A 12,210-nucleotide genomic window follows, 5' to 3' on the forward strand; every position below is an offset into this window, starting at 1 on the left:
CGGGCAGGTCCCCGCCCCGGATCGCCTCCGTCACGGCGACGGCCAGGGGCTCCTCGGAAGTCAGTGTCTGCAAGGCAAGGCCGCCCTCCCGGTCGCCGTCAGGGCCCCGAGTCTGCCAGGACCACCCGCGGACCGGGCCCGCTCGCCCGCCTCCGCCGGCGGACCGGCCGCACGACGTGCCCCCGGGCCCCGTGAGGCGTAGCGTCCGGGTAAGAGCGGGAGGACACAGCAATGTCCGGGAGCAACGAGCCACCTGCGGGCGCCGGGTCGCTGGAGGAAGACCTGGGAGCGGCCCTGGCCGACACCGTGCGCGGCACCGGCGCCTCGACCGGCGGGCTGTACCTGATCGACGACGCGGAACCGGTGCTGCGCCTGGTGGCGGTGTGCGGCCTGCCGGTGGAGTTCACCGCTCCCTGGCAGCGGCTGCCCCTCACCGCACCGGTGCCCGTCGCCGACGCCATCCGCGACGACCGGCTGGTCCGGATCGCGAGCCAGGACGAGATGGCCCGCCGCTACCCCAGGACCGCCGCCGTCCTGCCCTACCCGTTCGCCCTGACCGCGGTCCCCCTGACCGGCGTCCGGCGCTCCTGGGGCGGTCTGGTGCTGATGTGGCCCGCGATGCGCCCGCGCCCGCTCACCCCCCGCGAAAGCGACCACATCACCTCCATCGCCCGCCGCATGGCCCGCCTGCTCGACGACGCGGCCCGGCCCCCCACCCTGCCCGACCAGCCGCGTGTCGTCCCCGTGGAGGCCGCACACCACCCGGTGCAGACCGGCCTCGCCGCCGCCGACTACCTCGAACGCCTCCCCGAGGGCGCCCTCGCCCTCGACCTGGAGGGCCGCATCGTCTTCGCCACGGCCACCGCGGCCCGGCTGCTCGGCCGCAGCGCCGACCGGCTGCTCGGCACCCGCCCCTGGCAGTCCCTGCCCTGGCTGGGCGACCCCGCCTACGAGGACCACTACCGCACCGCCGTCGTCAGCCGTGCCCCGGTGTCCTTCACCGCGCTCCGTCCGCCGGACCAGCACCTGGTCTTCCAGCTCCACCCAGACACCAGCGGCATCAGTGTCCGCATCGTCCCGCACGGGGAACGGGCCGAGAGCCCGCCGGCGCCCGCCGCCGCGCGCTCCGCGCCGGCGGCGCCCACGGGACGCCTCTACCAGCTGGTGCACCTGGCCGCCGCGCTCACCGAGACGGTCACCGTGCACGACCTCGTCTCGCTGATCGCCCATCAGATCCTGCCCGCCTTCGGCGCCCAGGGACTCGTGCTGTCCTCCGCCGAGGCCGGCCGGCTGAGGATCACCGGTTACCACGGCTACCCCGACGACGTCGTCGAACGGCTCGACGCCCTGCCCCTGGACACCGACCTCACCCCCGCCGGACAGGTCATCGCCAGCGGCACCCCCGCCTTCTTCGCCCATCCGGCCGAGATGACGGCCAACTACCCCAGGGCCCCCCGGATCAGCGGCAAACAGGCGTGGGCGTTCCTCCCGCTGATCATCTCCGGCCGCCCGGTGGGCTGCTGCATCCTGTCCTACACCCACCCGCACGCCTTCACCGCCGACGAACGCGCCGTCCTCACCTCACTGTCCGGCCTGATCGCCCAGGCCCTCGACCGGGCCCTCCTCTACGACGCCAAGCACCGCCTCGTGGGCGAACTGCAGCGCGCCCTGCTGCCCCGGGCCCTGCCCCGCCTGCCCCGCCTGGACGTTGCCGCCCGCTACATGCCGGCGGGCCACGGCATCGAGGTCGGCGGGGACTTCTACGACCTCCTGCGGCTCGACGACACGACCGCGGCCGCCGTCATCGGCGACGTGGAGGGCCACAGCGTCGCCGCGGCCGCCCTGATGGGCCAGGTGCGCATCGCCGTCCACGCCCACGCCACCGCCGGAGCCACCCCCGACGAGGTCCTCGCCCGCACCAACCGCCTGCTGGCCGACCTCGACTCCGAACTGCTCGTCTCCTGCCTCTACGCCCATCTCGACCTCGCCCGCCACGAGGCGTCCTTCGCCAGCGCCGGGCACGTGCCGCCGCTGTTGCGCCACACCGGCCGCCCGGGCGGCGTCCTCGAGGTCGAGCCGGGCCCCCTGCTGGGCATCGCCCCCGGCACCCGCTACCCGGTCACCACCACGCCCCTGCTCCCGGGCACGACCCTCGCCCTCTACACCGACGGGCTGGTCGAAGTCCCGGGCACCGACGCCACACGGAACACGGCCGACCTGGCCAAGCACCTGGACGGCGCCGACGGCCACGACCTGGAGCGGCTCATCGACCGGCTCGTCCGCCACCAGGCACCCACCGGCCGGCACAGCGACGACATCACCGTGCTGCTGCTGCGGGCCGCGCGCGGCCCGGCCGGTCAGCTCTGACCGGAGGGGTCCGCCCGCACGCGCCGCACCACGTCCCGCAGCTTGACGTTGTGCTCCTGGGACAGGCGCCGCAGCACGCCGAACGCCTCGTCCTCGCTCAGCCGGTGGCGCTCCATGAGGATCCCCATGGCCTCACCGATGGCGTGCCGGGTCTCCAGGGCGTGTTCGAGCTGGTCGACGGTGCGGGCGGTGGCCAGCGCCACGGCGGCGTGCGAGGCGAGCAGCCAGCCCGCGGTCTCGATGTCCCGCCCGAACGCCCCCGGGCGGCGGGAGGAGAGGTTCAGCGCACCGAAGTCCTGCTCGTGGGTGTAGAGCAGCACGCCGGTCATGCTGCCGATGCCGAGGTCGCGGGCCGCCCGGCTGTAGCGCGGCCAGGACGGCTGCGGCACGGTCATGTCGGCGATCCGGAACAGCCGCTCGCCGTCCACCCGGCGGGCGGCGTCGAAGCACGGCCCCTCGCCCAGCTCGCCCTGCAGCCGGTCGGACTCCTCGACCATGTCACCGCAGACGGCCAGCGTCACGGCCTTGCCCCGGGACACCGTCAGGATGCCGGCCGCGTCACAGCCCTCCACCAGCTTCACCGCCGACGCGGCGATCTCGTCCAGGGTCGCCTGCACGGAATCCCGCGCCACCAGATCGCGGGCGAGCGCGGCCATCTGCTCGGCGTACCGCTGCCAGTCCACCGCCCACCACCGCCTCGCTCGCCGTTCCGCCCACCGTACTCCCCGCCGCCCGCCCCGTCCGTCCCCGAACCGGCCCGTGACGTGCGCGACCGGTCAGCGGTACGCCGTCAGCAGCAGCGCCACGTCGTCCGGCCGCTCCCGGGCCCGCCGGGCCGTTCCCACCAGCCGGTCCGCGAGATGCTCCACCGAGTCCGCCGGGGTGGCGGACAGACAGCCGCGGACCCGGTCGATCCCCGTCTCGATGTCGCTCCCGGGCCGCTCCACGAGCCCGTCGGTGTACAGCACGAGGACGCTGCCCGGCTCCAGCGTGAGCGCGGTGACGGGGTAGACCGCGTCGGGCTGCACGCCCAGCATCACCCCGCCCGCGAGATCCAGCGTCTCGGCACGCCCGTCGGGATGGCGCAGCAACGGCTGCGGATGGCCCGCCCGCACGGCGAAGGCCCGTCCGGTGCGCGGGTCCAGTTCGATGTAGCAGCAGGTGGCGAAGACATCCGCCTCCAGCTCGGCGAGCAGCCGGTTGGTGTGCGTGATCACCTCCTGCGGCGGGCTCTCGCTCGCCGCGAAGGCGTGCACGGCGCTGCGCAACTGGCCCATCACCGCGGCGGCTCCGACACTGTGGCCCTCGACGTCCCCGATGACCAGGGCCACCCCGCGCCCGGTCGTGATCACGTCGTACCAGTCGCCGCCGATGGCCATGCCCTGCGTGCCGGGGAGGTACCGGCCGGTGGTGCGCAGCCCCTCCACCGCGGGCAGCCGGTGCGGCAGCAGACCCTCCTGCAGGCCGCGGGCGACGGCCGACTCCGCGTCGTACAGCCGCGCTCGCTCCAGGGCCTGGGCGGCCAGTCCGCTCAGTGCGGTGAGGGCCGAGCGTTCGTCGGCCGTGAAGCGGTGCGGGGCGTCCCAGCCGAGGATGCACGAGCCGACGGGATGCCCGGAGGCGATCAACGGCAGGAACGACCAGGCGCTCATCCGGTCCAGGGCGATGCCCGGGTAGGCCCCGGAGAGGTCCTCGGGCGACTCGAAGAACAAGGGCTGCCGCGTGGTCAGCGCGTGGACGCCGGGCAGGTGCGTGTCGAGGGTGATGCCCTCGAACGGGGTGAGGAAGCCCTCGGGGTAGCCCGACTCCCACAGCAGGTACATCCGGCCCTCGCGGACGGTGTACAGGGCGAGTTCGCGCACCCCGAACGCGGGCAGCAGCTGTTCCGACACGGCCCGGCACACGTCCCGCACGGTGACCGCCTCGGTGAGCACGCTCGCCATCTGCACCACGTGGTACAGCGCCCCGGCCCGTGCCTCGGCCACCGGCCCGGGCGGCGGCGCCACCGCGGCGGCGCCCGGCACGGCAGCCGGGGCGGAACCGTCCTCGTGCGCCGCCTCGCCCCCGGGCGGCGGACCGGCCGGATACACCCGGCCGGTCAGCCCGTGCACGTCCGGGTACAGCACGAAGCTCAGCCGGGCCCCGCCCGGGTGGCGGACGAGGAAGGACACCTGCTCCTGCGACAGCATCGCCGCCCGGTAGCGGTCCTCGTACGCGGGATCCCGCAGCCAGGTGATCACCTCCCACGGATAACGGCCCAGCAGCTCCTCCCGGCCGCATCCGAGCAGCTCCTCGCTGCGCCGGTTGAGGTAGGTCAGCCGGCCGTCCTGGTCCAGGGAGAAGAGCGCGTCGGGCAGCCGCTCGGCGGCCTCGGCCGCGGTGAGCCCGACGGCCGCGTCGACGAGCGCGCAGACCAGCATCCGGCCGGAGTCTTTGGCACCCCGCACGAGATGGCCCCACAGCTCGACCGGCCGGTAGCCGATGTCCCCGCCGCCCGCGGACTCGTCCAGCACCCGGAAGTGCCGCGACCTGACCCGGCCGTGGGTGAGCGCGTCACTCCGGCTCGCTCGCAGTTCGTGCAGGTCGTCGGGGTTGACACGGGCCTCGATGGCCTTGACGGTGCCGCCGAATCCGGCCCGGTCGATGCCGAGCAGGGCGAGGGCCTCGTCGTCCGCCGTGCACCGGTCGGTGTCCAGGTCCCAGTCGAGGAGGCCGACCCGGACGGGGTGCACGGCGGGCGTGGGCAGTCGCACGCTGACGGGCTCGTCGTCGTACTCGACGACGCCCGGGGCGAGGCCCGGGCCGGACCCGCCGGCGACGAGGCGGCCGGCGACGAGGCGGCCGAGGCGCTCGGCCAGCTTCCGCTGCGCGGGGCGCAGGGCGCGGCCCACCGCCTCCGCTTCCATCGGGGCCCGGGCGGCCGAGCGCAACACGACCAGGACGCCCACGGCCTCACCACCGGCCCGGACGGGCTGATAGGCGGAGCCGAACGAGTAGGGCAGCCCGGCGGTGAAGTGCGGGAAACGGACCATGGTCGCGCGCTCGTCCGGCAGCCACAGGGTCTCGTCGTGCCGGTAGGCCTCCGCCATGGGCAGCACACCCCCCACCGGCACCCGCCACCAGCTCTTGAGCAGCGACCTGGGCACGCCGGTGACCATCGCGAGCACGAGGGAGCGCCGGTCGGGGGAGCGCAGGTAGACCAGCCCGCCGTAACCGTCGAGATCCCGGACGGCCTCGACCAGCGGGGCCGTCAGGACGTCCTCGATCCACCCCGTGTCCCCGGTCCGGCCCCGGCCGGCACCCCCGCCGTCCTGACCTCGGCCACCGGATGACCCGGGCCCGTCCGGTACGGCGGTCGCCTCATCCATGTCGCGTCCTCCCGGTACGGACGCACCGGCCCATCGCTCCCCACCAGGATGTGCCATGGTCGGCGCTCCGGCGCGGCAAGTGCAACCTTTCGGCCACGTCGGCCGTCTCACCCGTCATCATCCGCACGCAGCCTCGGGGGCGGCAATGGCAGGAACACACATCAGAAGAGCATGCGCGACGCTCGCGTTCATGGGCGCCTTGGCAGGCGTGGCGGCGGCCCCGGCCGGTGCCGCACCGGCCACCGGACAGCGGGCCGCGACCCAGGTCACGGCGTGTCCGACCGGCTGGGGAAGCCTCGCCAAGACCGACAGCGGCGCCACGCAGGCATCGCTGACCGACGTCCGGACGGGCCGGCACGCCTGCTTCGACCGGATGGTCGTCGACGTGCCCGGCGCCGGCAGCGGGGTCGGGTACACCGTCCAGTACGTCGACCGCCTGTACCAGGACGGCTCCGGCCGGCACATCCCGGTGGCCGGCGGCGCGGTCCTGGAGGTGCGCGTGGCCGCGCCCGCCTACGACGCGGAGACGGGGGCTCCCACGTATCCCGGCAGGGTGGCGCGCCCGCTCCCGGGCGTCGACCTCACCGGCTACCGCACGTTCCGGGACACCCGGTTCGCCGGCAGCTTCGAGGGCGACACCCAGATCGGTCTCGGCGTCCGCGCCCGGCTGCCCTTCCGCGTCCTGCAGCTGGAGGACCGCGTCATCATCGACGTCGCCCACAGCTGGACCGCGGCCCGCTGACACCACGGCGCGCCCGGCTCCCGGAGCCGGGCGCGTCCACGCCCGGCTCCGGCGGCACAGGCCCCCCACCAGCGGCCGGCCTTCCAGGCGCCCTGCGCGGCCGACCCGCGGGGCTCAGCGGTCGCGCAAGCGGCCCAGTTCCTCCAGGGTGCGGGCCGCCGCGCCCGCCAGGCGGGGGCGGCGGCGGACGAAGCGGCGGGCGGCACGGGCGGGCTCGCGGCCCAGCCAGTGGGCGGCTCCACCCGGCACCGGCCGGACCACCGCCCCCTCGTACACCCGCAGATCGCGGGTCTTCAGCGACTCCTTGTAACGCGCCGGGCCACTGCCCAGGTCGACCGTCTCGATCCCCTCGGCCGCCGCCGCCTCCAGCATCCGCAACTGCAGCACCAGCCCGGGGGAGTACTTGGCGCAGGCGCGGTCGTACGCGGGGAACCACCAGGACAGCACCGTGCGCGAGCGCAGACCGAAGTGCGCGGCGACGGGCCGGCCCGCGGCGTACAGCACGGACAGCACGCCACGGCACTCCGGCTCCTCGCTCTCACCGAGCAGCCCCACCAGCCGGGTGATCCACTCCTGCGCGAACCGGTCCCGCCGGCCGGTGCGCCGGTACTGCGCCGACTTCCAGTCCATCAGAGCCCGCAGGGCCCCCGGATCCCGGGCGTCGTACACGAACCGCACCTCGCCGACCTGCCGGGCCAGCCTGCGTTCCTTGGCGAGGGTCTGTCTGAGGAAACCCGGCGACTTCTCCCGCAGCCGCTGCGCGTACCGCGCGAAGCCCTCTCCGATGTCGACGACGGGCGAGGCGAGTTCCTCGGCGGCGTACGGTGCGAACGCCTCCTGGCCGGCTTCGAGATTGTCGAACTCCCAGGACGACAGCCCGCACGCCCGTAACAAGCGGGGTGCGTCCAGGCGGATCCCGGGCCGCAGCACGGCGCCCTGACTGTCCGAGACCCCGAGTCCGACGGCCCGGCCCCGGCCCAGGCGTCCCCTTTCGTACGGGAAGAACCCGACCGGTGAGCCGTCGTCCTGCAGCACCGCCACTCTCGCTCCGGGCCTCACCCGCCCCACGGCCGTCGTGAACGCCGGGTCGAGGAAGGGATTCGCCGGGGCGCCGGACTCCGTCCGGATCTCCCGCCACATCTTCCGGTCGTTCGGGCCCAGTTCGTCCGGCCGCAGAACGAGAACGCGCTTTCCGGGCAACTCCGCCTCCTGTGTCATCGACATGGGGACACACGAAGGCCTGCACATCACCGCGTCAGGGCACCAGGCAGTACGCGGGCCGCACGGCGCAGGCCTTGCTCGGTACTGCCGCCATCAGCAGCGGAACGCGCGCAGCTCCACGGCGTTGGGGACCGCACCACCCGACGCCGGACACCGCCCGGCAGCCGCCGCCGGCACCTCCGCGGCCCGGTCCGCCCGGGGCGCTCCGGCCACCACGGCACTCACCCCGGCCGCCCCCGCGGCGCGCGGCGTCCGCGCCGCGAGCCGCCGGACCGACGGCTCCTCCTCGTACGGGCACGGCTCTCCGGCCTCTTCGGCAGCGTCACTCGAAGGCGCTCCGGGCTCCACGACGTCCGCCGCCGTGACGGCGACGGACGCGCGCGCGTCGCCCACCAGCCCCGGCACGAGCAGATGCAGCATCAGCAGGCAGGTCATAAGCCCCACCACCGCTGCCCCTCGCCGCCGCACCATCAGACCCCTGACCTGCGTAGAGCCGGGGGGAGCACCAAGAGACCCCGACCCGGGGACGGCGCCGGACCAGACCCCCCGTCAGGGCCGGCTGCGCTCTCCAGTAGGCCGAGCGCATCCCGCCCAGTCAACCCCCGGTGAGCCGATTCGCCCCACTCGGTCGATTGCAGCGGGAACACAACGGAAAGCGCTGCCGACGCCGACGGGCCGTCGGCGTCCGGGTGGCCGGGGCCGGGGAAGTGCTGTGCGTGGGTGGCTGACGCCCGATGGTGGCGCCGCACCCGCGCCGCGGCGGCGCCCGCCGGCAGGCAATCGGGCGACTGCGGCCGGTGCGTGAGTCCTGGACCGCGTGGGCCCCTGTCGAGCGTCCCCTGCCGATGACCTGCAGGGGACTGCCCGCCCGCCGGTGCCCTACGTGCCGTCTCCGATCTCGCGGACCAGTTCGATCGCCCTGCCGAGGGTGTCGAGCCGGTCGTCGAGGGTCTCCCCGGCCGGATAGAGCCGGACGGTGTTCACACCGGCGTCCCGCCAGACGCGCAGCCGCTCGCGCACCCTCTCCTCCGTGCCGATGAGTGTGGTGGCCAGCACCATCTCGTCGGTGACCCGGGCCGCCGCGCCCTCCCGGTCGCCGGCCTGCCAGCGCTCCCGTACCTCCGTCGCGGCCTCGCCCCAGCCCTGGCGGCTGTAGGCCCGGTTGTAGAAGTTTGTCGACGCCGATCCCATCCCGCCCAGGCTGAAGGCGAGTTCCTTCTTCCGGTCCGCGACCATGGCGCCCAGCGCCTCCTCGTCCCGGGCGAACGCCACCTCCGCGCCCTGGCAGACGTCGAAACCGGCACGAGTGCGGCCGGCGGCGGCCAGGCCCTCGTCCAGCGGCGCGAAGTAGGCGTCCGCCGCGCCCTCCGGCACGAAGCTGGTGCCGAGCCACCCGTCGGCGACCCGGCCGGTCAGCCGCAGCATGGCGGGGGACAGCGCCGCCAGGTACACGGGCACAGGGTGCTCGGCCCGCAGGGAAAGCCGCATCGGCACGGCCTCCCCACCGGGCAGCGGAATGGTGAACTCCGAGCCCGAGTACGCCACTTTCCCGCCCGCGACGGCCTGCCGCACGATCTCCACCGTCTCACGCACCCGCGCCAGGGGACGGGCGAACGGCACGCCGTGCAGCCCCTCCATCACCTGCGGACCGGACGGCCCGAGCCCCAGCAGGAAGCGGCCGCCGGACAGGTTGGACAGCGTGATCGCCGTCTGGGCCAGTGCCACCGGCGTGCGCGTCCCGACCTGCATGACCGCCGAGCCGAGGAGCATCCGCTCGGTACGGGCCGCGTAGAACCCCAGCGCGGACGGGGCGTCGGACCCCCACGCCTCCGCCACCCAGCAGACGTCGAGCCCGAGTTTCTCGGCCTCGACGACGAAGTCGGCCTGCCGCGACCAGGAGCCGAGAGCCGACGCCTCCACGGTGGTCGCCGTGCGCATCACGCCTCCGCCCACTGCCTGATGCGCTCCAGCGTGGCGGTCATGCCGCGCTCGAACTCCCGCAGTCTCACGAACACGATCTTCTGCTCCTTCTCCGGCATGGCGTCGATCGCGAAGGAGAGACCGGAACGTCCCGGCCCCATCCGCATCCACTGCGACAGTGCGGTCCCGCCGTTCCGGGGCTCCAGCGTGAAGCGCCAGACGGCGCTGGGCTCGGCAGGGTCCCCCACGGCCCAGGAGAACTCCCGTGGAGGGTCGTACGCGACGACCGTGGAGGTCGTCTCCCACTCGCCGAACGCGTCGTGCCGGTTGTGGCCGACGAACCGGGCACCGACGGCCGGTCCGCGGGCGCCCTCGATCCAGCGCGCCGACTGCAACTCCTCGCTGCATTCCGGCATCCGCGTCACGTCCGACACCAGCGGCCACACCCGCTCCGGCGCGGCGGCGACCCAGGTCGTCACCTCCACCGTCGGCCGGTCCGCGTATCGCGCGCCCGTCCACTCCATCGTGTGTCCGCCTCCTCGGCGACAGGGACTGTGCCAGCAGAGTTGCGTAATGAGACTCACTGGGTCAAGGGGGCGGGACGCCCCGGGCGGCGGGGGCGGGTGTCCGCGTGCCCCGGTGCGCGCGGACGCGCAACGCAAGCCGCGTAGGCTACCGATAGCTCCGCCCCGGAGGATCTTCGCGTCTGACGTGCCCGTCGGCGGGGGAGTCATGGGGACGGCAGTGGCCGGGCCGAGCCGTCGGCGGGCACGATGTTCACGGCCGGGCGCGGTCTCGAAGGCCCGCACGCGCCGGTTCGAGCGGAGGAGCGAGATGGGATCGGCGATGACCGAACGGCAGCACCGCCGCCAGCGATGGGCCGCCCGGGGGGCCCTGGCCGCGGCCGCGTCGGCGGTGCTGCTGCCCCTCGTCACCGGTGGCCTGCGAGGACTGCTGCTGCTCGCGGTGACGCTCGTGGGTCTCGCGCTGACCGCGGCCGCCCTGTGGTGGGTGCTGTCCCGGCGCGGCGCGGTCCGCATGGCCGCCGCCACGCTGGCCCTGGTCGCACCCGTCAGCCTCATCACCCTCTTCGCCACCGCCAACCTGCTGTGGGTGGTCTTCCTGTCGCTGCTGCTGTGGTGCGCGGCCGTCTGGAGCGGCCGGTACGCGCTGCGCAGCACGGGCCTGCGGCCGGTCCGGGCCAGGGAGTACCGCACCCCGCCGCCGCAGCGCCCCTTCCTGCTGCTCAACCCGCGTTCCGGCGGCGGCAAGGTCGGGAAGTTCCAGCTCAAGGAGAAGGCCGAGGCGCTGGGGGCCCGGGTCGTCCTGCTCGACCCGGACCAGCACCAGGACGTCACCGCCCTCGCCCGGGCCGCCGTCGCCGACGGAGCCGACCTGCTCGGGGTGGCGGGCGGGGACGGCACCCAGGCCCTGGTCGCCGCCGTCGCGGCCGAGCACGGCCTGCCGTTCCTCGTCATCGCGGCCGGCACCCGCAACCACTTCGCGATGGACCTGGGCCTGGACCGGGACGACCCGGCCACCTGCCTGGACGCCCTCACGGACGGCGTCGAACTCCGTGTCGACCTCGGCTTCGCCGGTGGCCGGCCGTTCGTCAACAACGCCTCGTTCGGCGTGTACGGCGCCGTTGTCCAGAGCCCCGGCTACCGCGAGGACAAGGTCGGTGCGGCGCTGGAGCGGCTGCCCGAGCTGCTCACCCGGCAGAGCGGCCCGCGCCTGACGGCCGTGGCCGACGGCACGACCATCGCCGACCCGCAGGCCGTCCTGGTCAGCAACAACGCGTACCGCATGGACGACCCGTTCGGCTTTGGCCGTCGCGAGCGGCTCAACTCCGGGCGGCTGGGCGTCCTCGCCGTCCGCGTCGACAGTGCCGTGGAAGCGGCCGAGCTGCTGCTGTCGCCGCGGCCCGAGGGGCTCACGGCGCTCACCGCCCAGCACGTCGTCGTGCAGGCCGACGAACCGCAGCTGGAGGTCGGCCTCGACGGTGAGGCGCTCACCATGCCCGCTCCCGTCCACTGCCGCATCGCCCGGCGCGCCCTGCGGGTCCGGGTGCCCCGCGACCGGCCCGGAGTCCCCGAGGCGCCCCCGCGGCTGGACTGGCGCCGGCTGCGCAAGCTGGCGGCCGCGGTCGGTCGCACGGCCGCGCCCGGCCGCTCCCGGCAGGGCTGAACGCCGGCACGGCCTCGGCATGCGTGAGGTCCCCCGCACCGCCGGTGCGGGGGACCTCACGCTGTGCGCCGTCGGGGACTAAGGGTTCTTCGGTCCGGCCTGCTGCACGACCTCGAACGACCACAGGGTCGAGCCGCTCGCCGCGGGCCTGGGCCGCTCGCCGCCCTCGCCGCCACCCTGGTGCGCGGCCTTCATCGGCCCCTCCATCCAGGCCTGGAACGACTCCTCGTCACGCCAGCGCGTGTACACGAGGTAGGTGTCGGTGCCCTCCACCGGGCGGAGCAGCTCGAACCACTCGAATCCGTCGGAGCTCTCCACGGCGTGTGCGCGGGAGGCGAAGCGCTTCTCCAGCGTCTCCCGCTGCTCGGCGGGCACGGTCAGCACGTTGATCTTGACTACGCTCAT

Annotated in this window: 10 protein-coding genes; 3 read left to right on the forward strand and 7 right to left on the reverse strand. The window is 74.6% G+C overall.

The features are described from left to right. The first annotated feature begins 231 nt into the window (after positions 1-231). Entirely contained in the window at positions 232-2,367 is a 2,136-nt protein-coding gene (locus tag RIN80_RS14755) for a SpoIIE family protein phosphatase (RefSeq protein ID WP_309096035.1), read from the forward strand. Here RIN80_RS14755 and RIN80_RS14760 read toward each other — a convergent pair. Both RIN80_RS14760 and RIN80_RS14765 read right to left on the reverse strand, forming a co-directional pair. Next, positions 2,358-3,050: a GAF and ANTAR domain-containing protein gene (locus RIN80_RS14760; protein WP_309096036.1), complete on the reverse strand. Its 693-nt coding sequence runs from the start codon at positions 3,048-3,050 to the stop codon at positions 2,358-2,360. The two genes, RIN80_RS14755 and RIN80_RS14760, sit on opposite strands and share 10 nt — an antisense overlap. Positions 3,051-3,143: 93 nt before the next feature. After that, positions 3,144-5,735 (reverse strand): SpoIIE family protein phosphatase, encoded by a 2,592-nt coding sequence (locus RIN80_RS14765; RefSeq protein WP_309096037.1) that lies wholly within the window; start codon positions 5,733-5,735, stop codon positions 3,144-3,146. 190 nt (positions 5,736-5,925) lie between these two features. Here RIN80_RS14765 and RIN80_RS14770 point away from each other — a divergent pair, with 190 nt between their 5' ends. Beyond that, positions 5,926-6,477, forward strand: a complete 552-nt coding sequence (locus tag RIN80_RS14770; RefSeq protein ID WP_309096038.1) for a hypothetical protein — start codon at positions 5,926-5,928, stop codon at positions 6,475-6,477. A gap of 114 nt (positions 6,478-6,591) precedes the next feature. On the opposite strand, the gene RIN80_RS14775 is transcribed toward RIN80_RS14770, so the two are convergent. From RIN80_RS14775 to RIN80_RS14790, 4 genes are all read right to left on the reverse strand, one after another. After that, positions 6,592-7,695, reverse strand: a complete 1,104-nt coding sequence (locus RIN80_RS14775) for a GNAT family N-acetyltransferase (protein WP_309096057.1) — start codon at positions 7,693-7,695, stop codon at positions 6,592-6,594. Positions 7,696-7,791: 96 nt separating this feature from the next. Beyond that, entirely contained in the window at positions 7,792-8,133 is a 342-nt protein-coding gene (locus tag RIN80_RS14780) for a hypothetical protein (RefSeq protein ID WP_309096039.1), read from the reverse strand. A 444-nt stretch (positions 8,134-8,577) separates the two neighbouring features. Beyond that, entirely contained in the window at positions 8,578-9,636 is a 1,059-nt protein-coding gene (locus RIN80_RS14785) for an LLM class flavin-dependent oxidoreductase (RefSeq protein ID WP_309096040.1), read from the reverse strand. Further along, positions 9,636-10,142 carry an SRPBCC family protein gene (locus RIN80_RS14790; RefSeq protein ID WP_309096041.1) on the reverse strand — a complete coding sequence of 169 codons (507 nt, stop codon included), beginning with the start codon at positions 10,140-10,142 and terminating at the stop codon, positions 9,636-9,638. Before RIN80_RS14790 ends, RIN80_RS14785 begins: the two co-directional genes overlap by 1 nt. A gap of 310 nt (positions 10,143-10,452) precedes the next feature. On the opposite strand from RIN80_RS14790, the gene RIN80_RS14795 reads away from it, so the two are divergent. Next, positions 10,453-11,805: a diacylglycerol kinase family protein gene (locus tag RIN80_RS14795; protein ID WP_309096042.1), complete on the forward strand. Its 1,353-nt coding sequence runs from the start codon at positions 10,453-10,455 to the stop codon at positions 11,803-11,805. 78 nt (positions 11,806-11,883) lie between these two features. Here RIN80_RS14795 and RIN80_RS14800 read toward each other — a convergent pair. Beyond that, positions 11,884-12,210: antibiotic biosynthesis monooxygenase (locus tag RIN80_RS14800; RefSeq protein WP_309096043.1), on the reverse strand; the 327-nt coding region annotated here is incomplete at its 5' end.

Source organism: Streptomyces sp. (assembly GCF_031181705.1).
Taxonomy (GTDB): Bacteria; Actinomycetota; Actinomycetes; order Streptomycetales; family Streptomycetaceae; genus Streptomyces.

Excerpts from the sequence above, each read along its gene's own strand:
- RIN80_RS14785 (WP_309096040.1), bottom strand. The coding sequence starts at position 9,636 with ATGCGCACGGCGACCACCGTGGAGGCGTCGGCTCTCGGCTCCTGGTCG.
- RIN80_RS14775 (WP_309096057.1), bottom strand. The coding sequence starts at position 7,695 with ATGACACAGGAGGCGGAGTTGCCCGGAAAGCGCGTTCTCGTTCTGCGG.
- RIN80_RS14755 (WP_309096035.1), top strand. The coding sequence starts at position 232 with ATGTCCGGGAGCAACGAGCCACCTGCGGGCGCCGGGTCGCTGGAGGAA.
- RIN80_RS14790 (WP_309096041.1), bottom strand. The coding sequence starts at position 10,142 with ATGGAGTGGACGGGCGCGCGATACGCGGACCGGCCGACGGTGGAGGTG.
- RIN80_RS14795 (WP_309096042.1), top strand. The coding sequence starts at position 10,453 with ATGGGATCGGCGATGACCGAACGGCAGCACCGCCGCCAGCGATGGGCC.
- RIN80_RS14770 (WP_309096038.1), top strand. The coding sequence starts at position 5,926 with ATGGGCGCCTTGGCAGGCGTGGCGGCGGCCCCGGCCGGTGCCGCACCG.
- RIN80_RS14765 (WP_309096037.1), bottom strand. The coding sequence starts at position 5,735 with ATGGATGAGGCGACCGCCGTACCGGACGGGCCCGGGTCATCCGGTGGC.
- RIN80_RS14780 (WP_309096039.1), bottom strand. The coding sequence starts at position 8,133 with ATGACCTGCCTGCTGATGCTGCATCTGCTCGTGCCGGGGCTGGTGGGC.